21 protein-coding genes, 1 tRNA gene and 1 riboswitch are annotated in these 23,602 nt (G+C 40.0%); of the genes, 5 read left to right on the forward strand and 17 right to left on the reverse strand.

Features of this window, described 5'->3' with window-relative positions; translation table 11 throughout:
• Positions 1-22 precede the first annotated feature (22 nt).
• From FJN11_RS04800 to FJN11_RS04840, 9 genes are all read right to left on the reverse strand, one after another.
• Entirely contained in the window at positions 23-997 is a 975-nt protein-coding gene (locus tag FJN11_RS04800; protein WP_061589708.1) for a DUF1002 domain-containing protein, read from the reverse strand.
• A gap of 73 nt (positions 998-1,070) precedes the next feature.
• Entirely contained in the window at positions 1,071-1,685 is a 615-nt protein-coding gene (gene pmp23 / locus FJN11_RS04805; protein WP_140224213.1) for a cell wall hydrolase Pmp23, read from the reverse strand.
• Positions 1,685-2,659: a nucleoid-associated protein gene (locus FJN11_RS04810; protein WP_181146394.1), complete on the reverse strand. Its 975-nt coding sequence runs from the start codon at positions 2,657-2,659 to the stop codon at positions 1,685-1,687. Before FJN11_RS04810 ends, pmp23 begins: the two co-directional genes overlap by 1 nt.
• Before the next feature lie 7 nt (positions 2,660-2,666).
• Positions 2,667-3,923: a serine hydroxymethyltransferase gene (glyA, locus tag FJN11_RS04815; protein ID WP_140224215.1), complete on the reverse strand. Its 1,257-nt coding sequence runs from the start codon at positions 3,921-3,923 to the stop codon at positions 2,667-2,669.
• A gap of 49 nt (positions 3,924-3,972) precedes the next feature.
• Entirely contained in the window at positions 3,973-4,404 is a 432-nt protein-coding gene (locus FJN11_RS04820) for a GNAT family N-acetyltransferase (RefSeq protein WP_140224216.1), read from the reverse strand.
• 1 nt (position 4,405) lies between these two features.
• On the reverse strand, positions 4,406-5,008 hold the full coding sequence (locus tag FJN11_RS04825; protein WP_181146395.1) for an L-threonylcarbamoyladenylate synthase: 603 nt from the start codon (positions 5,006-5,008) through the stop codon (positions 4,406-4,408).
• Positions 4,992-5,828 (reverse strand): peptide chain release factor N(5)-glutamine methyltransferase, encoded by an 837-nt coding sequence (prmC, locus tag FJN11_RS04830; protein WP_140224218.1) that lies wholly within the window; start codon positions 5,826-5,828, stop codon positions 4,992-4,994. The genes FJN11_RS04825 and prmC overlap by 17 nt, the downstream gene beginning before the upstream one ends.
• Positions 5,828-6,907: a peptide chain release factor 1 gene (gene prfA, locus FJN11_RS04835; protein WP_001028815.1), complete on the reverse strand. Its 1,080-nt coding sequence runs from the start codon at positions 6,905-6,907 to the stop codon at positions 5,828-5,830. The genes prmC and prfA overlap by 1 nt, the downstream gene beginning before the upstream one ends.
• Complete coding sequence (locus FJN11_RS04840) at positions 6,894-7,493, reverse strand: thymidine kinase (RefSeq protein ID WP_140224219.1); 600 nt, start codon at positions 7,491-7,493, stop codon at positions 6,894-6,896. Before FJN11_RS04840 ends, prfA begins: the two co-directional genes overlap by 14 nt.
• 123 nt (positions 7,494-7,616) lie before the next feature.
• Between FJN11_RS04840 and FJN11_RS04845 the strand changes: the two genes are divergently transcribed.
• Together FJN11_RS04845 and mnmE are read left to right on the forward strand one after the other, a co-directional pair.
• Positions 7,617-7,799, forward strand: a complete 183-nt coding sequence (locus FJN11_RS04845) for a 4-oxalocrotonate tautomerase (RefSeq protein ID WP_001117401.1) — start codon at positions 7,617-7,619, stop codon at positions 7,797-7,799.
• 137 nt (positions 7,800-7,936) lie between these two features.
• Positions 7,937-9,310: a tRNA uridine-5-carboxymethylaminomethyl(34) synthesis GTPase MnmE gene (gene mnmE / locus FJN11_RS04850; RefSeq protein WP_140224220.1), complete on the forward strand. Its 1,374-nt coding sequence runs from the start codon at positions 7,937-7,939 to the stop codon at positions 9,308-9,310.
• A gap of 44 nt (positions 9,311-9,354) precedes the next feature.
• On the opposite strand, the gene dapA is transcribed toward mnmE, so the two are convergent.
• From dapA to FJN11_RS04870, 4 genes are all read right to left on the reverse strand, one after another.
• Positions 9,355-10,290, reverse strand: a complete 936-nt coding sequence (gene dapA / locus FJN11_RS04855) for a 4-hydroxy-tetrahydrodipicolinate synthase (protein ID WP_125430296.1) — start codon at positions 10,288-10,290, stop codon at positions 9,355-9,357.
• Positions 10,291-10,346: 56 nt separating this feature from the next.
• Positions 10,347-11,423, reverse strand: coding sequence for an aspartate-semialdehyde dehydrogenase (locus tag FJN11_RS04860; RefSeq protein WP_000542463.1), 1,077 nt, complete (start codon positions 11,421-11,423; stop codon positions 10,347-10,349).
• A 379-nt stretch (positions 11,424-11,802) separates the two neighbouring features.
• Positions 11,803-11,875 (reverse strand) — tRNA-Thr (locus FJN11_RS04865).
• A 99-nt stretch (positions 11,876-11,974) separates the two neighbouring features.
• Positions 11,975-12,484: a QueT transporter family protein gene (locus tag FJN11_RS04870; RefSeq protein WP_140224221.1), complete on the reverse strand. Its 510-nt coding sequence runs from the start codon at positions 12,482-12,484 to the stop codon at positions 11,975-11,977.
• Positions 12,482-12,578, reverse strand: a riboswitch (PreQ1 riboswitch). Its footprint overlaps the gene before it by 3 nt.
• 28 nt (positions 12,579-12,606) lie before the next feature.
• Here FJN11_RS04870 and FJN11_RS04875 point away from each other — a divergent pair.
• Both FJN11_RS04875 and mscL read left to right on the forward strand, forming a co-directional pair.
• Entirely contained in the window at positions 12,607-13,038 is a 432-nt protein-coding gene (locus FJN11_RS04875) for a GtrA family protein (protein ID WP_140224222.1), read from the forward strand.
• 84 nt (positions 13,039-13,122) lie between these two features.
• Entirely contained in the window at positions 13,123-13,500 is a 378-nt protein-coding gene (gene mscL / locus FJN11_RS04880) for a large conductance mechanosensitive channel protein MscL (RefSeq protein WP_020901341.1), read from the forward strand.
• A 41-nt stretch (positions 13,501-13,541) separates the two neighbouring features.
• On the opposite strand, the gene hemH is transcribed toward mscL, so the two are convergent.
• Positions 13,542-14,636 carry a ferrochelatase gene (hemH, locus tag FJN11_RS04885; protein ID WP_115904301.1) on the reverse strand — a complete coding sequence of 365 codons (1,095 nt, stop codon included), beginning with the start codon at positions 14,634-14,636 and terminating at the stop codon, positions 13,542-13,544.
• Positions 14,637-14,789: 153 nt separating this feature from the next.
• On the opposite strand from hemH, the gene pepT reads away from it, so the two are divergent.
• The gene (pepT, locus tag FJN11_RS04890) at positions 14,790-16,013 is read left to right on the forward strand and encodes a peptidase T (RefSeq protein ID WP_115904300.1); all 1,224 of its coding nucleotides are present in this window, start codon (positions 14,790-14,792) and stop codon (positions 16,011-16,013) included.
• 36 nt (positions 16,014-16,049) lie between these two features.
• On the opposite strand, the gene FJN11_RS04895 is transcribed toward pepT, so the two are convergent.
• From FJN11_RS04895 to FJN11_RS04905, 3 genes are all read right to left on the reverse strand, one after another.
• Complete coding sequence (locus FJN11_RS04895) at positions 16,050-19,859, reverse strand: pneumococcal-type histidine triad protein (RefSeq protein WP_140224223.1); 3,810 nt, start codon at positions 19,857-19,859, stop codon at positions 16,050-16,052.
• A gap of 7 nt (positions 19,860-19,866) precedes the next feature.
• Positions 19,867-20,757, reverse strand: a complete 891-nt coding sequence (gene adcAII / locus FJN11_RS04900; RefSeq protein WP_425471103.1) for a zinc-binding lipoprotein AdcAII — start codon at positions 20,755-20,757, stop codon at positions 19,867-19,869.
• 180 nt (positions 20,758-20,937) lie between these two features.
• Entirely contained in the window at positions 20,938-23,535 is a 2,598-nt protein-coding gene (locus FJN11_RS04905) for a pneumococcal-type histidine triad protein (protein ID WP_140224225.1), read from the reverse strand.
• Positions 23,536-23,602: the final 67 nt, after the last annotated feature.

A 23,602-nucleotide genomic window follows, 5' to 3' on the forward strand; every position in this document is an offset into this window, starting at 1 on the left:
ATCTATTATACCATGAAATTTCTTAAGAACCAAAACTCTTGAAGAAGTTGACAATGGCTTGCCAGAGGGAGCTTAGGAAATTGCCGCCGTCCTCTAGCGCCTTATCCGCATCAAAGTTAAGGTTGATATTTTTAAAACTGTCGCCAGCTTGTGAAACAATACTTTGTTTCAGGTCATTCAGGGTTTTAGTGAAGTCTGCATTGCTGAGGATATCACTCTTTGAGAGATTCAAAGCAAAATTGATGATAATATTGATCTGGTTTCCTGTTATAACCTGATCAAGTTTGTAATTTTTCAAGGTATCTTCAACAATTTTACGGACATCTTCCTCTGTCAGATTTCCCTTACTTTCTTTAGCTTTGGCGAGTGCTGACTTGATATCAGCTAGGGCAACATTTAATTTATTAGCATCATAGCCTGACTTGTCCTTGTTTTCAGCATTGATATCGGACAAGGCCTTCAACTCTTCTTGAGCCAAATCTTTGTTGGCTTGTGGCACCTTGGCTCCATTAGCTTCAAGTGAATAGTAAATCCCTGCTAAGGCACTCTCACCTGTAACTGGAATGGGTGCTGCTACAGTGATTTTGGCGTGTTCCACACCCAAAGTTACGGCCGCATTGCGGTACATATCCTGCGTCACCTTAGTGATGTTTTCTGGTGTTTCAATCTTGACCTCAAGTGGCGACTTGTCACCTAGCTTTTGAATCTTGGCTGATGAATACAGTTGTAAGCTAGAGTCATTTGCCACATTCATAATCTTAGAATAGACATCAGGTGTCATGGTCTTGAGTTCTTTGGTGTCTGTTGAGGCATTGTAGCCTAGTTTTTTAAGGGTTTGATTTTTTTGATCTTCAGACAATGATGAACCTAGGACATATTCAGGTTGAACATAGGTTTCATCGATGACTTTTTGAACATCTGTTGCTGCATGGGCGCTATTCAAAGCTGTTACTGCCCACAAGACCGCAGCACTGGTCAGAAAGAGTTTCTTTCTCATAGGGAATTCCCTCCTTTACCTTTCTAGAGTAATATATCTATCTTAAAGAAAACTTATAACAAAAACACCTGGGCTAGCCAGATGTCGAAAAGAGAGTGAAACATTTGATGATGTAAAGGTTGAGTTGCACCTGTCTAGAATAGTAATAGTTTCCTCCATTTACATAGAGTTCGGCACCGTGAAAAATAGAAATGGGGTGCATATAACTATAAGTCTTTCCAGTGGTATTACCAAGCAAGGGGGCAACAGTCTCACGAGAATACTGTTTAGCCAGTGCTAGGGTGTTTTCCTTGCCATTTTGGGCAATAAAATCGATATAGGCAGGTCCAAAATTATAGGCTTGAACAGCTGTCCAGACATCAACACCCTTCTTCTGGGCCAGATAGAGATTGTCTGTCAGAGTTTGAACACCTTGCCGAATGCTAGAGGCATTATCATTGATAGTGTTGGTGGAACCACTTGCAGACTCACTAGACTGCATAACATCGCCTTCTTTTCCTTTTGTTTCGGTATAAATCATAGCGAGCACAAGCTCTTCGTTTGCTGGTGTGTCTTTTTCACTCAAGATTTCTCGCACCATGGGTTGATAGGTCATGACTTGCTTGACATCTTGGTGAACGCGGTAAGCTTTATAGCCAGCAAAAAGGAAGACTGCTAGTACAAGCACTCTTCGAATTCGTTTAAACATTATTTACTTTGAATATCCTCGATATTTTTGATTAAGATAGAGTAAGTTCCATTGTCGTTTTGGATAAACTCGACCGATTCTGCGTCTTGATAGACGTTATTGGGAACGATGAGCTCAATTCCATTTGACAAGGAAAGTTTTTGGTTTTCAAATTTCTTTAATTGGCGACTAGCATCAATTTCATCAAATTGAACTGGCTCTGGTACTGCTTCTTTGACTTGGTCAATAAAGCTCAAACGAGCCGTCAGATTGTTGTCAAAAAGGTCGTTGGCCAATTTTTCAGGTGACAATTCATTACTTTCTTCTAGATTATTGAAAATAGCTGATTTGACCTTGGATTGAAATTGAAAATCATCTGTGTTAAAAGTCTCAGCAATTCTCTGAGCCGTTTTTTCTAGTTCTTTGATAGATTTCTTTGGTGAAATCTTAGGGGCAACGGCAAGAAGATTATCTGAAAAATAGTTCAAAAAAGTCCCGTTGTACTTAATTCGTTTTTCAATCAGATGATACTTGCGACTCTGAAGATTGACCACCAAGGCTTCGTCGGCACCCGTTCCAAATCCAGGCAGGTTATTCTGAGTTAGCTTAATTGGATTATCAACTTCTCCACCGAGGTGGGTCAAGGTCTCCCGCAGGGCAATTCGCAAGAAAGCGAAATGTTCTACACCTTCTTTAGAAAATTGCACAAAAATCAAGTCATTGATCTTTAGATTTTCGGAAGTACTGAACTCCTCTTTCCAGAGATTAGCCAGCGTCACTGATGTCTCCAACAAATCGTCTGTAATATGATTGAAGAAGGGATTTTCTTCCTCGAAAATCCCAGTCTTGGCTTCATCTGAATACACACGTTCAATTTTTTTACGCAAGTATTCTTCGATTTTTGGAGTGATATTGAGAAACTTATCCGCTAGAAACAGCTCGGTATCATCCGGGCTAAACTGATGGATAATGGCTTTCTTAATATAAATGTCCATAAAAGTTTTAGTCCTCGTATAATGGGAAGGCATCTGTCAATTCTTTAACTGCACTTCTCACTTCTTCTAAGACAGCTTCATTTTCTGCATTCTTAAGAGTTTTAATAATAAGCTCAGCCACTTTGCGACTTTCTTCTTCACCAAATCCACGTGCAGTAATGGCTGCTGCTCCGATACGAATCCCACTTGTCTTGAATGGTGACAAGCTTTCGTAAGGGATTGAGTTTTTATTTAGGGTAATATTAACTTCATCCAGCAAGTTTTGAGCAACTTTTCCGTTTTCTACAACCTTAGTCACATCCACTAGGAAGAGGTGGTTTTCAGTTCCGCCAGAAATGATACGGAAATCAGGGTCTTGCAAGAAGACATCTGCCATAGCCTTGCTGTTTTTGATGACATTAGCAGCATATTCCTTGAAGGCTGGATCTAAAACTTCTTTGAAGGAAACTGCCTTAGCAGCAACAACATGCTCCAAAGGACCACCCTGAATACCAGGGAAAATAGCTGAATTGATTTTCTTTGCAAGTTCTTCATCATTAGTCAAAATCAAACCACCACGAGGTCCACGAAGGGTTTTGTGGGTCGTTGTTGTAGTGATATGAGCGTATGGTACTGGACTTGGGTGAAGACCAGCTGCAACTAAACCAGCGATATGTGCCATATCGACCATGAGCTTAGCCCCAACAGCATCCGCAATTTCACGGAATTTTGAAAAATCGATAATTTGTGAATAGGCTGAAGCACCTGCTACGATCAATTTTGGTTTGACTTCTTGGGCTTGTTTCAAGATAGCATCAAAATCCAAGAGTTCCGTTTCAGGGTCCACACTATAAGAAACAAAGTTGTAGGTTTGACCTGAGAAGCTAACAGGAGCCCCATGGGTCAAGTGACCACCAGCAGCCAAATCCATTCCCATAACCGTATCACCTGGCTCAATCAAGGCCATGTAAGCCGCACAGTTGGCTTGGCTTCCTGAGTGTGGTTGGACATTGGCAAATTTAGCGCCGAAAATTTCTTTTGCACGTTCAATAGCTAGACTTTCTACCATGTCTACCACATCCGTTCCACCATAATAACGGCGTCCTGGGTAGCCTTCGGCGTATTTATTCGTCAAGATAGACCCTTGAGCTGCCATAACAGCCTTGGAAACTACGTTTTCCGAAGCAATCAACTCAATGTTGTTTTGTTGGCGTTCTTCTTCTTTAGCAATAGCATTCCAGAGATCAGCATCATATGCTTTAAAATCATCTTTGTCAAAAATCATAGGTCTTCTCCTTTATAGTGTGACAGGTCCTTTAGTCTAAGAAAATAAACTAAAAGATGCGAATAAACCGTTTCTGCACTTTATCACAAGTATAACCAACTTTTTCATAAAATGCATGAGCACCCAGACGATGATCGGCAGAGTTTAAGCGGATAAACCCATAACCACGTCTTTTTGCTTCTTGATCCAACCCTTGCAGTAAGCTTTTACCAATACCTTGCCCTTGTGCTTGAGGTGAAACTGCTAAGGCTAAAATATTAAATCCTGCTTTAGAATAAAGTGATTCATAGACCTCAGCGTGGACATATCCAAGCAAGGCATGACTAGCTTCATCCTCATAGCCAAGAAGGAAATGATGGGAATCCTGATCTAGTCTAGCTAGTTGACTAGCTGTCTCCTCTTGACTAAAAGAATAACCCAACGCCTCTTGGTTGATATCACAAATAGCTTTCACATCGGTTTCTTGCAAATCTCTTAGCATCTCATTCCTCCTCAAAAGAAATCTCTGGCAAATGAGCAAGAATATCTTCTCGCTTAATTGCCCCTTGGCGTAAGATTTTCACCTTGTCTCCAGACAAGTCCAAAATAGTTGAATCCTGTCCAGTTAGAAAAGCATCGTCTTCTAGCCCCAAAACTTCTTGGTCAAAGTCCTCTAGAATTTGAGCAAAGGTCACTCCACTTGCATGACCTGAGATATTAGCAGACGGCCCAATCAAGGGACCTGTCTCTCGAATCAAATCAAGGGTAATGGGATGACTCGGCATCCGAAATCCAACAGTTGCAAGACCAGAATTGACCCAATAGGGAACTCGGTCATTAGCTTCGAGAATAATGGTTAAGGGACCTGGTAAAAAGGTCTCTACAAGTTTTTGTAGATAAGTTGGCTGATTCTTAGAAAAGTGCAAGATGTCCTCTAGAGAGGCGATATTGAGGTTAAGGGCCTTGTCTCTGGGACGACGTTTGAGTTGGTAAACATGATCAACTGCTTTTTCGTCTAGAGCCTTGGCAAAAAGACCGTAAACCGTCTCTGTAGGCAGAACGACAGCTCCACCCTTCTCCAACTCTTGTCTAATCCTGTCCATCATCAACCACAACCATCCTATCTTGACCGAATTGATCCTTGAGTGTTCGTACTCTTTTTTCAGGAAGATATTTCCTAAAAAGTTCAGGAACACTTTGACCTTGCTTATATCCAATTTCAAGGTAAATCTTACCACCATCCTTGAGATAGTCTTTTGCATCTTCCGCAATTCTACGGTAAATAGCTAGGCCATCCTCGTCTGCAAAGAGAGCTAGATGAGGCTCTGAATGCAAAACATTCAAGCCTACCTCTGACTCATCTTCACGAGAGATATAGGGTGGATTGGAAACAATTATATCATATTTTTCAGAAATTTCTGTAAAACAGTCAGATTTTTTTAAAAATATTTGAAGATTTTGATTTTTAGCATTTTCGTTAGCTAAATCTAAAGCATCTTGGGAAATATCCGCTGCTGTCACTGACCAATCTGGTCTGTTTTTTGCTAGAGCGAGAGCAATAGCTCCACTACCTGTTCCAATATCCAGAACTGAAAGATTCGTCTCAGGATTCTCAGCCAGGATAAGCTCAGCCAGCTCCTCAGTCTCTGGACGAGGAATCAAAACACGCTCATCCACTTTTAGCTGCATTCCATAAAAATCTGCCTGTCCTATGATATACTGTGCCGGTTTATGAGCTGCTAACTGTTGGTAAATTTCCTCTACAAATAGTTTTTCTTCGTCGGTTACCTCTTGCTGGAGGGCGAAAACAAAGTCTGTAAAAGTGAGATTTTTCAGACTACGATAGACAAAAGAGAGGCTTTCAGCTTCCTCTCCTTGTCTTATCAACTCTTCTTCAAAATCTGAAAATAATTGAGCTAATTTCATTATTTGTTTAATTCTTCTAATTTTTGTGTTTGGTCATATAGAACCAAGGCATCCACAACTTCGTCCAATTTACCAGATAAAATGGTATCTAGTTTTTGAAGGGTTAAGCCGATACGGTGATCTGTGACACGGTTTTGTGGGAAGTTATAAGTACGGATTCGTTCTGAACGGTCACCAGTACCGATTGTTGACTTGCGCTCAGCGTCTTGTTCATCCTGAGCAATCTGTGCAAAGTGGTCAGCAACACGCGCACGGATGATTTTCATGGCCTTCTCACGGTTTTTCTGCTGGGTACGTTCTTCCTGCATCTCAACCTTGATATTGGTTGGCAAGTGAACGATACGAACGGCAGTCGCAACCTTATTGACGTTCTGTCCACCAGCACCAGAGGCGTGGTAGATATCAACACGAAGGTCTTTTGGATCAATATCGTATTCTACTTCTTCGACTTCAGGCATGACAAGAACTGTCGCTGTCGAAGTATGAACACGGCCTTGGCTTTCTGTCACAGGAACACGTTGCACACGGTGGGCACCTGATTCGTACTTAAGCTTAGAGTAAACAGACTGACCTGAAACCATGGCAACCACTTCTTTGAAACCACCGACACCGTTCATAGAAGCTTCCATGACTTCAAAGCGCCAGCCTTGTGCTTCCGCATACTTTTGGTACATGGTTAGCAAATCTCCAGCGAAAAGTGCTGCTTCGTCTCCACCAGCGGCGCCACGGATTTCAAGGATGATATTCTTGTCATCGTTTGGATCTTTAGGAAGGAGCAAGATTTTCAGTTTTTCTTCGTATTCTTCTTTTTCAGCCTTGGCATCTTTGAGTTCTTGCTTGGCCATTTCTTCCAAGTCCGCATCTCCGCCTGATTCCTTAATCATTTCTTCAGCGTCAACGATGTTTTGAAGGACTTGTTTGTACTCACGGTAAGCTGTTACCGTATCACGAGTTGAAGCCTCTTCTTTTGAGAGCTCCATGAAACGCTTTGTGTCCGAAACCACATCCGGGTCACTCAGCAACTCTCCTAATTCTTCATAACGGTCTTCTACAGCTTGTAGTTGATCATAGATGTTCATTTTCTTCATTCTCCTTATTGATTTCAGGGGCAAAATAATGTTTACGGCAAACTGAGATATAGGTTTCATTACCACCAATCTGGATCTGTTCTCCATCGTAAACGGGCAGTCCATCCTGAGTACGCAACACCATAGTCGCCTTTTTCTTACAATACTGACAAATGGTCTTGATTTCGTCAATCTTGTCTGCTAAGAGCAAGAGATACTTGGAACCTTCGAACAGTTCATTGCGAAAGTCATTTTTCAAGCCAAAAGCCATGACAGGTATGTCTAACTCATCAACAACACGAGCTAGATCGTAAACATGGTGACGCTTGAGAAACTGGGCTTCATCGACCAAAACACAGTAAGGCTTTTCTGGTAGGTCTCGGATATAGCCAAAGATATCCGTCGTTTCCTCAATAGCAATGGCAGAGCGTTTCATGCCAATTCGACTCGACACATAGCCAATACCGTCACGCGTATCCAGAGCCGAGGTCATAATCACAACACCTTTTCCTTGCTCCTCGTAGTTATAGGCCACCTTGAGAATCTCAATAGTCTTACCAGAGTTCATGGTCCCATAACGATAATACAACTGTGCCATGTTTCTTGCTTCACGTCCATTTCTAAATTTTTGCTACATTCTAGTATATCATAATTTTCTTAAGCTTTAAACGGCAAAATGTGGTAAAATAGAAGAAATCAAAAACTAGTGGAGGAAGCTATTATGCCATTTGTACGCATCGATTTATTTGAAGGACGCACGCTCGAGCAAAAGAAGGCTCTTGCTAAGGAAGTAACAGAAGCTGTTGTCCGTAACACTGGAGCACCTCAATCTGCTGTTCATGTCATCATCAACGACATGCCAGAAGGAACCTACTTCCCTCAAGGTGAAATGCGCACCAAATAAGCTAGCTTAAGCAGAATTGCTTAGGCTTTTTCAATCTCCAAGTAGCATCCATTGAAGAAATAGCCTAAATTTGTTACAATTTGAAAAGATACTTGGAAAAATTTTCAAGAAAAGAGCTATTAATTAAAGGAAATATTATGATTACACGTGAATTTGATACCATCGCTGCTATCTCTACTCCACTAGGTGAAGGGGCTATTGGTATTGTCCGCCTGAGCGGGACAGACAGTTTTGCTATTGCGCAAAAGATTTTTAAAGGAAAAGACTTGAGTCAGGTTGCTAGCCATACCCTTAACTATGGTCACATCGTTGACCCTCAGACAGGAAAAGTCATGGACGAGGTTATGGTTGGAGCTATGAAGTCTCCAAAGACCTTCACTCGTGAGGATATTATCGAGATTAACACCCACGGTGGGATTGCGGTGACCAATGAGATTCTCCAGCTAGCTATCCGTGAAGGAGCTCGGTTGGCAGAACCTGGTGAATTTACTAAACGTGCCTTTCTAAACGGTCGTGTGGATTTGACACAGGCCGAGGCCGTGATGGATATCATCCGCGCCAAGACAGACAAGGCCATGAACATTGCGGTTAAACAACTCGATGGTTCCCTTTCTGATCTTATCAATAATACCCGTCAAGAAATCCTTAACACACTTGCCCAAGTCGAGGTCAATATCGACTATCCTGAGTATGACGATGTTGAGGAAGCCACTACTGCTATTATCCGTGAAAAGACTATAGAGTTTGAGCAATTGCTAACTAATCTCCTTAGGACAGCCCGTCGCGGTAAAATCCTCCGTGAAGGAATTTCAACTGCTATCATCGGACGCCCTAACGTTGGGAAATCAAGCCTTCTCAACAACCTCTTGCGTGAGGACAAGGCTATCGTTACAGACATTGCTGGTACTACTCGAGATGTCATCGAAGAATACGTCAACATCAATGGTGTTCCTCTCAAATTGATTGATACGGCCGGTATTCGTGAAACGGATGATATCGTTGAACAAATTGGAGTTGAGCGTTCAAAAAAAGCACTTAAGGAAGCTGACTTAGTTTTACTAGTGCTAAATGCTAGTGAACCACTGACTGCTCAAGACAGACAACTTCTTGAAATTAGCCAAGATACAAACCTTATTATTCTTCTTAATAAAACTGATCTTCCTGAAGCAATTGAAGCTTCAGAACTCCCTGAAGACGTTATTCGTATCTCAGTCCTTAAAAACCAAAACATCGATAAGATTGAAGAGAGAATCAACAACCTCTTCTTTGAAAATGCTGGTTTGGTTGAGCAAGATGCTACTTACTTGTCAAACGCCCGTCATATTTCCTTGATTGAGAAGGCTGTTGAAAGCCTACAAGCTGTTAATGAAGGTCTTGAACTGGGTATGCCTGTTGACTTGCTTCAAGTTGACTTGACCCGTACTTGGGAAATTCTCGGAGAAATTACTGGAGATGCTGCTCCAGATGAACTCATCACCCAACTCTTTAGCCAATTCTGTTTAGGAAAATAAGAAATCCATGATCGTTCAATCGGTCATGGATTTTATTGTAATTATTAGTAATCTGGTCTTAAGACACCTGTTACAGTTGCCTTAGTCGCTTCGTAGTCGCCATCTACGACAACCTTGATAATGCGTTTGGCATCCTCTTCTGGTGCTGGAACAAGAGGTAGACGAGTTGGGCCAGCTTCAAATCCCATATAGTTAAGAACTGCCTTAACTGGAGCAGGACTTGGATAAGAGAAGAGGGCATTAACCTTAGGAATGAATTTACGTTGAATCGCCGCGGCTTTCTTCATATCGCTTTCTGCAATGGCAGTAAACATCTCGTGCATTTCATCCCCATTTGTATGAGAGGCAACAGAAATAACCCCGTCCGCACCAAGGTTCATGGCATGGAAAGCATCTCCATCTTCACCTGTATAAATCAAGAATTCTTCAGGCTTGTGCTCAATCAAGTAAGCCATATTAGCCAAGCTAGTACATTCTTTGACACCAATGATATTTGGATGGTCAGCCAAACGAAGCATGGTCTCTGGAGTCAACTCTACCACTACGCGACCTGGAATATTATAAATTATAATAGGTAAGTCAGAAGCATCCGCAATGGCCTTAAAGTGCTGATACATTCCTTCTTGAGAAGGTTTGTTGTAGTAAGGAACAATAGCAAGCCCAGCAGCAAAACAACCGAATTCTGCTACTTCTTTGACAAACTCGATAGAGTCACGCGTATCATTGGTACCCACACCCGCAATCAAAGGAACACGCCCATTGACAACTTTCTGTACAGCTGCAAACAGTTCCAACTCTTCATCGTGGGTTAAAGTTGGACTCTCGGCAGTCGTCCCTGCTAGAAGAATGCCGTCTGTATGATGGGCCAACAGATGCTCAATCAAGGCTGGAATGGCATCAAAGTTGATGGAACCATCCTCGTGGAAGGGAGTAATAAAGGCTGTGATGATTTTACACTCTTTTAAATCTTGATAAGACATGAGAAACACCTCTCTATTTCAAAGAAGGAGTTCATATGAACTCCTAAACAATATGACTATTTTAATTCAAATTTCAATTCGGCCGTTGGACGAACCAATCCACGTTCGTGAAGAGTTTCTGCAATCTGAACTGAGTTCCAAGCAGCACCTTTGAGCAGGTTATCTGAAACAACCCACATGTGGATTCCTTTTTCAGCATCCAAGTCTTTACGGATACGACCAACAAAGGTATCACGTGAACCAACTGCATTAATGGCTTGAGGATAGATTTGATGAGCTACATCATCTTCAAGAACAGCACCCGGGAAGGCTGCGATAGCTGCTTTCACTTCTTCGATTGGAGCCACTTCTTTTGTTTCGATGTAAACTGACTCAGAGTGAGCTGACAAGACTGGAATACGCACACATGTTGCAGATACTGCAATGCTGTCATCTTCCATAATTTTCTTAGTTTCCTTAGTCATCTTCATCTCTTCGTAAGTGTAATCATTGTCAGTGAAGACATCAATTTGTGGAAGAGCATTGAAGGCGATAGGATAGTGTTTCTTGTCACCACCTGAAGGCAAGATTTCCGCATGCAAATCACGTGGGTTTACACCATCATTCAATACTTCACGAAGTTCACGTTGTGTTTCAAGAATCGCACCCATACCAGCACCTGAAACGGCTTGGTAAGTTGAAACAATGATACGGTCCAAGCCCCATTTTTGGCGAACTGGCTCAAGAGCCACCATCATTTGGATTGTTGAACAGTTAGGGCAGGCAATGATACCGTTGTGGGCATCAAGTGCATGAGCATTGACCTCTGGTACAACCAAAGGAACATCTGGATTTTGACGGAAGTAAGATGTATTATCAACTACTACCGCTCCAGCTTTAACTGCGTATGGTGCATACTTAGCTGATGTAGAACCACCTGCTGAAAAGAGAGCAATATCAACTCCTTCAAAAGCTGTTTCAGTCGTTTCTTCAATCGTAATATCTTGATCTTTAAATTTCAAAGTCTTGCCTGCTGAACGTGCAGAAGCAAGTAAACGGATTTTATCGATTGGAAGTGTTGATTCTTCCAACATTTTTATCATCTGAGCACCGACAGCACCTGTCGCGCCGACTACAGCAACTGTATATCCCATAAATAACCTCTTTCGGAATTTTCTAAAAATTTCTATAATAGATGTATTATACTACTTTTTCCATGAATTGCAAAGCTTTTTCATCATTTTTTGGAAAATAAAAATCCCCAGTCGCTAGACAAGGGACTAAGAGGCATCTTCATGTGATGAGCAGGTTCACACAACTCATCAAGGTCCGCTCCTGCGTTATGACCTCCTTATGCTCAATAGTAGTCCGAAGACTACCTATCGACTCATCGCGTCTATTATATTACTAGAAATAAGTGGTTTTGTCAATAAAAAATTTTTGCAGGATGACTTTTATTATACAAAAGTCAGAATTTTTTCTCGCGAGCATAAGAAAAAACTCTTGTGTTCAAGAGTTTCCATGTAAATATCATGCTAATTGCCGGGATTGAACCGGCGACCTCATCCTTACCATGGATGCGCTCTGCCAACTGAGCTAAATCAGCTTACTTAAAAAGTATACTATAGTTAGAAAAACTTGTCAAGTTTCCTTAGAAATTTTCCATAAGAAAAAGCCAGGTAAGAGCTACCTAGCTTATCTTCTTCTATTTGCTTAAATCAATTCGACGAGCAATTTTACCAATAATAATCGCGCCAATAATCAATGAGGCAAATTCACCAATTCCTGTTGTAAACCAAGTAAGGAAAAATGGTAATTCTGCTACAATATTTAACTCGGCAGCAATAGTAAACATAGAAATTGAAAAGAGGATTGAAAAGAAGAAATGATCTTTTCGAATCAATCCATTAAAGAGGTAATCTTTACTGTATTTTGCAAAAAGCCAAACACCTAGACTAAGGAATACTAAGGTTGATCCACCACCAACAAAAACATCTAGCAGTCCGAAGCTAAAGAAATTAGCAATCATACAACCGATGGTAACTCCGATGATGTACTTAGGATTGTAAAAAGCCATAAAGTTCATCATTTCTGAAATGCGGAACTGATAAGCACCATAGCTAATGGCATTTAGGGGTGGTGTGACAGTTAAAACGACATAAATAGCAGCAACAATTGCAATATCTGCTACATCACGAATAGTTAATTTTTTCATCTTTTCTCCTTTGGCGGTTTCCCGCGTGTAATATGCTTGGTGAAAGAAGCTAAGCACCAAGGGTTGCTTGAATCAACCTTACTAGTATAGCACAATAGCCTGCTTTATGCTATACTAAAAGCATGAAAAAACGCATTCAAAGTCTCTTGAAAAATGAGCTTTTACTCTATCTCTTTTTTGGTATAGCTACTACTCTTATAGCTATCCTATCCAGATTAGTCATTTATCAACTAACTCATAGAGAACTCCTTGCTACTGGACTCGCAAATAGTATCGGTATTCTGTTTGCATTTATTACAAATGATACAATTGTATTCAAGCAAGCTAGGCAGAATTGGTCAATCCGTTTAATGAAATTTACTCTAGCACGTCTTTCTACTTTTCTTTTAGACTTGTTTTTAACTTTTCTCTTTGTAACTCAGTTTCCTAATATTATCGGACAATTTGTAAATGATAATATTAATAAGGTGAATAGTATTGAAACAGTTATTGCACAATTCTTAATAATTATCCTCAATTACATTTTTAGTAAGGTATTTATTTTTAAAAAATAAGAAAAAATTTAAGCATATAGCTTGCAAGAACTTCTTAATTAATATATAATAAAGTGTAAAATTTTTTGAAAGGAAATTATGAAAATGTTAAAAGATCTTAAAGCATTTTTGCTTCGTGGTAACGTTGTTGACCTTGCTGTCGGTGTAATCATTGCTACTGCTTTTGGTGCAATCGTTACATCACTTGTTAACGATATCATCACTCCACTTATTTTGAATCCAGCCTTGGAAGCTGCGAAAGTACAAAACATCGCTGAGCTTGCTTGGAATGGTGTTACATATGGTAAATTCTTGAGTGCTGTTATCAACTTCCTAGTTATCGGTACTGTTCTCTTCTTCGTTATCAAAGGTATTGAAAAAGCTCAAAGCCTTACTAAGAAAGAAGAAGCTGAAGAAGCTCCAGCTGGTCCAACTGAGTTGGAAGTACTTCAGGAAATCAAAGCTCTTCTTGAGAAAAAATAATCAATTAAAAGGATTTAGCGCAAGGCTAAATCCTTTTTTCTTTACTCTTTAGGTAACTTGCCTGCTTTTTCAAGCATTTTCTTAATAAGATAAGGCATCTTAACATTTTCCCGACCTTTTTTCTCAATCAGTTTTTTCACAAATTCCGGCATTTGTAAATCTTCAGATTCGGCCAAAATATTTTTAGTCTCATCTGAAGGAACTAACTCATCAAAGGTTTCTTCTTCTGGGAGAAATTCCTTAAATTCTTGATGTTCATTGGCTCTGACTGTATTGACCAAGGCATCAATCAAACGAGAATCTGTATTTGGCATTGGTGGACGATGATAGTTCACCCCAAATTCCTGACACAAGTCATAACATTCCACATCGTTGTCAAACAAGACTTCAATATGCTCGCTGATGAAGCTGATAGGAACAAAAATATAATGGTCTGGATGTTCTTTCTGCTCTCTAAGATACTCCAAGACATCTGGCTTAATCCATGGAATCCCAATATCACTTTCACTTTGCCAAGTGTTAGTATATTGCTCGGAACTCAACCCCAGCTTTTCAGCGACTAGCTTGCTATTTTCAAAAATTTGGTCGATATAAGGGTCTCCAAAATCCAAGGCAAAAATTGGTACACTATGGGCTGAAAAGACGACTTTAAAGTTATCTTGCTTCACTTCTTCTTTTAAAATCTTAGCAATTTCATCTGCCCAATAGTTTAAGAGTGCTTCTTCTTGATACCAGTCCTTAATAACTAAAAATTGAATTTGTTTGCTTTCTAAAAATTTCTCGTATCCCATGACAGAGTAAAAAGAATAATGAGGCTCCAAAATCAAGCAAATACACTGCTCGATTCCGTCTGCTTCCATCTGATTGATCACATCTGGAATAAAAGGTCTGGAAAACTTATTAGCAAAATAAACACTATACTCATTCCCCAGCCTAGCTTCTACCAAGGCAACCTCTTCTCGGGTAATTCTTTGCAGAGGCGTCCCTCCAATTAGTACATAATTATCATAGAGAGTTTGAATCTCGTGGTCTTGAGGTCTCACTCCACGACGAATATTTGTGAAAAAATCAGCCACACCTTCAAAGGTAATCTCTTCTGGCGAACCGAAAGTCATCATTAAAATTGCTTTTTTCATAATCGCTTCCTTGTGATATTTTTATCAAGTTTATTTTATCATGAATTCGTTGATAAGTAAACGCCAACATAGCGAATTTCCCTAACTTCAGTCTTTTGTTTTTCTCTCTTTTCTATGATACAATGGAAAAAATGAATTCAAAAGGAGTTTTTTATGACTTATCCCAATCTCTTGGACCGCTTCTTAACCTACGTTAAGGTCAATACGCGCTCTGATGAACACTCTACTACTACTCCAAGTACGCAGAGTCAGGTTGATTTTGCTACAAATGTTCTTATTCCTGAAATGAAACGTGTTGGATTACAAAATGTTTATTATCTACCAAATGGTTTTGCAATTGGAACCTTACCAGCCAATGATCCATCTTTAACACGTAAGATTGGCTTTATATCTCACATGGATACTGCTGATTTTAATGCCGAAGGAGTCAATCCACAGGTAATTGAAAACTACGATGGTGGTGTGATTGAACTAGGAAATTCTGGTTTCAAACTCGATCCAGCTGACTTTAAGAGTCTTGAGAAATATCCAGGACAAACGCTTATCACAACCGATGGTACAACCTTGCTAGGTGCTGATGACAAGTCAGGAATTGCTGAGATTATGACAGCCATTGAATATCTAACTGCTCACCCTGAAATTAAACACTGTGAGATTCGTGTTGGTTTTGGTCCAGATGAAGAAATCGGTGTAGGTGCCAATAAATTTGATGCTGAAGATTTTGATGTTGACTTTGCCTACACAGTGGATGGTGGGCCGCTAGGTGAGCTTCAGTACGAGACCTTTTCAGCAGCTGGTGCTGAATTGCATTTCCAAGGACGCAATGTCCACCCTGGTACTGCCAAAGGTCAAATGGTCAATGCCCTTCAGCTAGCAATTGATTTTCACAATCAACTTCCAGAAAATGATCGACCTGAGTTAACTGAAGGTTACCAAGGTTTTTACCATCTAATGGATGTGACAGGTAGTGTCGAAGAGGCGCGTGCAAGCTACATCATTCGTGATTTTGAAAAAGATGCCTTTGAAGCGCGTAAAGCAGCTATGCAGTCAATCGCTGATAAGATGAATCAAGAACTTGGTAGCGACCGTGTCACTCTAAACTTGACAGACCAGTACTACAATATGAAAGAAGTCATTGAAAAAGATATGACTCCAATTACCATTGCTAAAGCCGTTATGGAAGATTTAGGTATCACTCCTATAATCGAACCAATCCGTGGAGGGACAGACGGCTCTAAAATTTCCTTTATGGGAATCCCTACTCCCAATATCTTTGCGGGTGGAGAAAATATGCATGGACGTTTTGAATACGTCAGTCTTCAGACCATGGAACGTGCAGTTGATACCATCATTGGTATCGTAGCTTATAAAGACTAAAAAGACGAGGTAGCTCAGCTACCTCGTCTTTTTTAGTTATTCAGCAGGTTTGTCTTGATTTCCAGTACTTGTTGTAGATTCTGTTGTTTCCTTTTCTGAAGCTAATTCAGCAGGTTTAGAATCGATTGTGTTGCTTGCTTTGTTTTCGTTGCTTGCAGTTTCACTGTTAGATTTCTCAGCTGTTGATGTTTCTGTTTCGGGACTGGTCTTATCAGTATTTGCTTCAGCATTTGTTGCTGGACTTGCTTCTTCACTTGCGCTAGCTTTTGACTTGATTTCTTGATTCAAGACTAGGATAGTTTTTGTCAATTCAAGTAAAGCAGCTTTATCCTTACTCTTAGCAGAAAGTTGATCTAGTAATGCATCCACCTTATCAAAGTCGGCATCAGAACCCTTATTGTTTTCTAAGTATGCGTGAAGCGACATAAGAATATCGTAGAGTTTTTGATAAAGTACAAGTGTCTGAGGATCTTGCTCTGCATTTTCCTTCTCTTGTTGAAGGGCGCTAGCGATACGAGTCAAGACATCTTTTACCTGGCTGTTTACTTCATCCAAGTCTGCATCAACCTTGTTTGTAGCAGCTTTGAGATTTTCTACTTCTTCTGCCAAGGATTGTCTGATTCCTTCTTCTTGGATTTGTTCCAAGAGTTGAGTTGCCTTGCTCAAGAGACTTTCTACTTCTTCCTTGCTAACATGATTGACATGTTCTTCGGGCATGAAGTCTCCGTACAATTCTTTCAAGAAGCCATAAATAGCTGTCTTAGCACTTTGGTTATCAACTTTTTCAGTATCTAGAACTGTCTTAGTCGATTTAGCAATGGTTGGTTGAGCTTTTAAAGCTTCTTCTACTTCTTGTTTTGCTTGATAGATACTTGGGAACAATTTGTTCAATTCCGCTGCCTTAAGGAAGGATTGAGATTGATACAAGGTCCAAGTCAACTGAGCCACTTTGTTTCGAAGTTCATCATTTAAACGACCGTCATTTACGTGTTCGTAGAAATACTTGATGTATTCTACAGTTGTAACACCTGTTCGATCATTAAAGTCTTGAAGAGCTTGAAGTTGTGATTCAACCGCTGCTAAAGCAGCCTCATCTTTAGCCAATTTAGCTTCTTGGAGTCGAACCAGAAGGTCTTTCTTAGGAAGTCCATAAGAATCTGTATCTAGTGTATTGATTTTATCAATCAAGGCTTGATATTTCTTGTCTAATGGACTTGTTTCAACTGGTTTGACACTTTCATCAATATGGATATATTGCTTATCAAAGAGGTCAAGTGTTGCAAGATAACCTGCAGTCGAGTTGGTTGAAAGTTTCTTCATGTTTTCAGTAAATTGACCCAAAGCCAACTCAATCTGTCTTTGTTCGATAGGCTTGTCTTTGTAGATGCTTCTGCTATCAGCTAAAAGTTGATCTACTTTTGCCAAAACTGCCTTCTCATCAAAAGCTCCAGGTTGATAATTGGATTGTAGGGCTGGAATCTTGTTTTTCAAAGCCACTTCATATCCCTTAGTTTGAACCTTGATGTAATGATTGTGGTCGCCATGAGGAATCACAAAACTACCATTTTCTACCTGCAAGCTATATGGAGACACACCATCTCGCAAAGCAGTGGTATAGAGTTCATTTAAGAAATCAAGTTCTGGATTTCCAGTTTGGAGTGGGAGTCGAACATGTTCCTTACGAACAGCGTATGGATGGATATGAGTTGGATCGTAGGCTTGGTCTGGATTTCCAAAGACAAAGAATCCGTTTGAAATTCTAATCGCTTCAAGTGGAACTCCGTATGTTTTAGAAATATAAGCAATCTTTTCTTCATCGCTAGCATCTCTTGAGAAAGACTCTACCGTTTTAGCAAGAGGTTTTACAGGCTCCGCATCATGATGTGTTTTCAAATGATCCTGAGCTGCCTTAATTTGCTCTGCTGTCAAATCTTTCTTGAAGAAGTAATGATTGTGGTCACCATGACTCATGACAAAGCCTTGTTCATCCTCACTGATGACACGATTAGCATCAAAACCGTGATCATGGTCTTCATCATGTTTGTGGCCATGATTATCGTTATCGTGTTCATCATCATGGGCTGGGCTTGGTGTTACTGTCGTTTTACCTCTCAAATGATCCTGCGCGGCCTTAATTTGGTCAGCTGTCAAATCTTTCTTGAAGAAGTAATGATTATGGTCTCCGTGAGTCATGACAAATCCTGCCGCATCTTCACTGATAATTCGATTGACATCAAAATCATGGCCATGTTCGTCATGGTGATGACCGTGTGTATCTTCATCGTAATCTTCATGGGCTGTACTTGGTACTGATGGCGTTTTACTTTTCAGATGATTTTGGGCGGCCTTAATTTGCTCTGCTGTCAAATCTTTCTTGAAAAAGTAATGATTGTGATCACCGTGTGACATGACAAAGCCTTGATCATCCTCACTGATGACACGATTGGCATCAAAACCATGATCATGGTCTTCATCATGATGGTTCCCATGATTATCTTTATCGTGTTCATCATCATGTGCTGGACTTGGTGTTACTGGCGTCTTACCTCTTAAATGATCTTGAGCCGACTTAATTTGCTCTGCTGTCAAATCTTTCTTAAAGAAGTAATGATTATGATCACCGTGTGACATGACAAAGCCTTGATCATCCTCACTGATGACACGATTGGCATCAAAACCATGATCATGGTCTTCATCATGATGAGCGTCATGTTTATGTTCGTCATGCTTAGGTGCCTGACTTCCATGGTCACCGTCTTGCTCATGATGATGGTTTTGCTGAGTAGGTTTTTCTGCTGGTTTGCTTGGATTCTCCAATGGTGTTGGTTTCTCACTGTCACTAGTTAGAGGAATCATTCTCGCAATCTTTTCTTCTAATGCAGAAAGCTTTGTATATGGAATGAAATGATAGTGATTTCCATGAGGAATCGCTACACCACTTGGTGTTCTGCTTGAAATCTTAGCAGGGTCAAAAGTCAAACCATCCGATTCAGTATATCGTTGAGTACTTGGAAGAGCATAAAGCTGCTGTAATAGACTTTGAAGACTCTCGGATTTATTACTTGGTATTTCAGCCTGTTGAATAGGCTTGGGAGTTTGACCAGTCCCATTTGTACTTGGACGATAGTCAGTCACACTAGGCTGATTTCTAGTTCCAGAGAGGTAAGCTTGTGCTGCAGCCAATTCACTAGCAGACAAGGAACTCTTTGGAATGTAGTGGTAATGTCCTCCGTGAGGGACGATATAAGCATCACCAGTATCCTCTATAATATCAGATGCATTAAAGATGTAGCCATCATCAGTAGTATAGCGACCTTGAGATTGAGCAAGCGCCACTGCACTATTAGATGTTGGTGCATCGTGAGTATGACCTTGTTTTTGGCGTTCAATTTCGTCCTTCGAACGAACGTTATCCGCATGTGCCACATCCTTAAGGTAAACATAATACTTACCATCCACCTTGATAATGTAACCACCTTTGATTTCGTTAACAACATCAGCGTCTTTAAGTTGATAATTGGCATCTTTCATCAAAAGTTCTTCACTGAAAATCGCATCAAAAGGAACTTTCCCATTATAATAATGGAAATGATCACCGTGTGAAGTCACATAACCTTGATCAGTGATTTTCACAACAATCTGTTCAGCCTGGATATCTTCTTTTTTGCTGACTTGATCTGGTGTTTGTGTCTCTGTTTTTTGAGTGTCTTGTTTCCCATCGACATAAGATACACGATTCGTATCTTTATTCTCTCCTGTCTGATGTTGATTCAATGCATAAATACACAGACTTAAAGAAAGGACGACAGCTGCACCAGCAGCAAGTTTCTTCTTATTTATTTTCATAATCTCCTCATTTCAATTCTTCTGCTAGAACACTCATATTGTCTTCTAGGTTTTCTAGATAAGTCTTGTCATTTTGTGGGTCTGCCTCTAAAGGATTCAGAGTTTTAAGACCCACACCTGTTGATTTAACAAGAGTTTCAGCTACTTTCGAAGAAGCATTACTTTCTGTAAAAATTGTTTTAACCTTATAGGTTTTAACAAATTCCTGAATTTCTGTTAGTTGTCTTGGACTTGGTTCTTGTTCTGGAGAGATGCCTGCAATACCAAGTTGATTAAGTCCAAATCTCTTCGCTAGATAAGAAAAGGCCGTATGTTGGGTTACAAAGGTTTTCTGAGTCGCTTTTTCAAATTTAGGCTGGAATTTCTTAGTCAATTCTTGAGCTTTTTTGATAAAGGCTTGCGCATTTTTCTGGTAAGTTTCTTTGTGTTCACTATCAACCTCTGAAAGTTTATCAGCGATAATTTGGGCTTCTTCGCCAGCTTTTTCAGGATCTAGCCAAGTGTGAGGATCATAAAGCGTTTTTTCATCAACTCCATCACCTGCTTCCACATCTTCTAGACCAGGGACACGATCCAATGTCATTCCTTCTGAAGCTTCTAAAACTTTAACTTTGGATTTTTTTAGATTGGGATCCAGACTTCCTGCCCAAGATTCAAGTGTATGAGAATGGTAAACAAAGACATCTGCATCATAGATGGCTGCGATATCATTTGCTGAAGGTTCAAAGGAGTGAATTCCGCTACTTGACTGAATCATTCGAACATCATTCAAGTCACCAGATACTTCCTTGACCATGGCATAGATAGGATAAAAACTAGTCACAATTTTCATCCCTTTACCTGACTGGCTTTCCTTTTGATCACAAGCAGCTAATACCAGAGCCAATACACTGATCATCAATACTAAAATCGTCCTCTTTTTCACTATAACTCCTTAACTAGTGTTTAACCATTTAATTAACTAGTAAATAGTTTATCTTTATTTAGAAAATATGTCAAGAATTTTTACACAATTTCATAAAAAAGAGAACAGAATCCATATTCTGCTCCCTTTTTATCTTCTATAATAGTTGTATAGTTACTTACTCTCCTTTAACAAGACTAATAGCTTTTCAGCTTCTGCCATAATAGTATTGTTGTCCTGAGAACCAAATAACAGATTATTTTTTAATCCTGTAAGAGTTTCGTTGGCATTGGACTTAAGAATTGGATCCTTAATCTTTTTAAGTAACTCTTCCGCCTCTCTCAGTTTTTCTTCAACCTTTTCAGTTTCAACCTGATGTTCCTCTGGTTCCGATGGTGATTCTTCTTCTGATTCCTCTGGTTCTTTTGGTTTTGGAGATTGTGCTTTCTCATTTTTCGGTTTTTCTTCGCGAGGTTTTTCCTCCTCAATTTTTTCTGTCTGAGTTTTCTCCTCTGTTGGTTTCTCTGTTTGATTGTTAGTAGCTTGACTATTGTGGTTTCTTTGAACATGGTCGCTCGCATTGCCCCAACCACTATCTGAATGCGGACGTTCGTTTGGATGTTCGACATAATACTTCACAGTTTCAAATAGCTCTTCTAAAGTATACCCCTTAGGTGCCTCATAAAGTCCTTCGTCAAACCACTCAAATTTGATGTTATGGTAATGGTCATAATGAGGTATAATCAAACTTCCATTTTTAACTTCCACAGTATGTTGGAGATTGTAAGGCATACGGTCAAGTGGTACCTTCTTAGCTGCTTTTACTCTATTGTAAATCGCTTCTGCTCCCTTAGCCTCAGTATTTCCTGAACTTTGATGATTTGTTGAAGGAGGCGTCAAACCTTTCTCTTTAGCATAAGCTTGACCTGCTGCTCTTTCAGCTTCAGACAAACTTTCTTTCTTAATCCAATGACTGTGGCTCATATGCGGAGTTACATAGGCATCCCCCTCATCACTGGTGATATCACGAGGATCAAAGATATAGCCATCTTCTGTTGTATACCTTCCTGCCAACTTGGCTACTTGAATCTCATCATCTGTGTAAGCTATTTGTGCATTTGGTTTTCCTAAACGTTCTGGATGACGAATCGGCGCTAGAAAAGCAAGGATATCATCAACTAACTTAACTTTATCACTTGACTCATCGTTGAGACGTTCCAATAGTCTATCCAAAGCGTCAAAATCAGCTTGGCGCCCTTTATTGGAAACCAAATCTTGATGAACTGTTGCTAGTAAATCATAAACTTTGTTGTAAAATTTTTGATCACCAGATGCAAGATTGGTTTTCTTAGCTCCTAACTCATGAGACAAACTTTCTTGTTTAGCAAGTTTATCATCAATGGCTGCAACAGTTTCTGCTGAAAGTTCCTTGGCAGAAATATAACGCGAAATTCCATTCTCTTCAAAGACATAACCATCAACCACCTTTCGAATCACCTGTTTTACCAATTTTCCATCAATTGGATTGCTTGGAGTTGGTTGAGGATTTGGTACAGGTTGTGGACTTGGTATCGGGGTAGGCTCTGGAGCAGGGATTGGAGTCGGAGTTGGATTTGGAAGGCTTGGAGTCGGAATTGGTTTTAATTCTTTACCACCTGCAGTAGTATGATTTCCTTGATAATTTTCAGAAATCATTCTTGCAATCTTCTGTTCTAAATCAGACATTTGAGAATAAGGGATAAAGTGATAATGGTCTCCGTGAGGCACTGCAACACCATTCGCAGTTTTTCTTGTAATCTGTGCTGGATCAAAGACAAGTCCATCTGATTCCACGTGTCGTTGACTGAGTGGCAAGGCATAAAGTTGTTTTAAGAGACTAGATACGTCTTCACTTGGATTTGCTTGATAACTATTATCCACTTGTGGTCTAACACTTGGAGTCCATCTTCTGGTATTTGCTTCAACATTGCTTTGATTCATTTGTCCATATGAACTACTATTCGATGTCTCTGATGCGCTACTGCTAGAAGAATTTGTTGAAGGACGATACCCAACTGAGCTTGTTTGACTACCTTTACCAGATAAGAAGGCTCGAGCTGCAGCTAATTCACTGGCAGACAAGTCACTCTTAGGAATATAGTGGAAATGATTGCCATGAGGAACGATATAGGCATCACCCGTGTCCTCAATGATATCAGAGGCATTAAAGATATAACCATCATCCGTTGTATAACGGCCTTGAGCTCTAGCAGCGACTACCGCATTATCGCTAGAACCTCCTCCGTGATTACTACCGTGTTCCTGCTTCTGACGAGTGATTTCTTCTTTTGAGCGAACATTATCAGCATGCGCTGCATCCTTAAGATAGACATAATACTTCCCGTCTACCTTAATGACATAACCACCCTTAATTTCATTGACAATATCGGAATCTTTTAACTGATAATTCGGATCTTTCATTAGCAGTTCTTCACTAATGATAGCATCATAAGGAACCTTGCCATTATAGTAATGATAATGGTCTCCATGAGAAGTCACATAACCTTGATACGTAATCTTGATAACGATTTGCTCGGCATTAATACCTTCTTTTTTACTGACTTCATCAGGTGTCAAAGTCTCTGCCTTTTGGCTTGGTTGGTTACCATCAATGTATGAAACACGATTATTTTCTTTTACAGTTTGAGCTTGATGCAAACCTAGTTCATAAGCACAGACACTTAAAACAAGTGCTGCTGCTGACCCAGCTAGATATTTTTTATTGATTTTCATTCTTTCCTCTTTTCTTAACTCTATTTGATTCACTATAACATAATAAACCAGTTAATTAACTAGTTAA

The sequence above is a fragment of the Streptococcus symci genome (assembly GCF_006385165.1).
GTDB lineage: Bacteria > Bacillota > Bacilli > Lactobacillales > Streptococcaceae > Streptococcus > Streptococcus symci.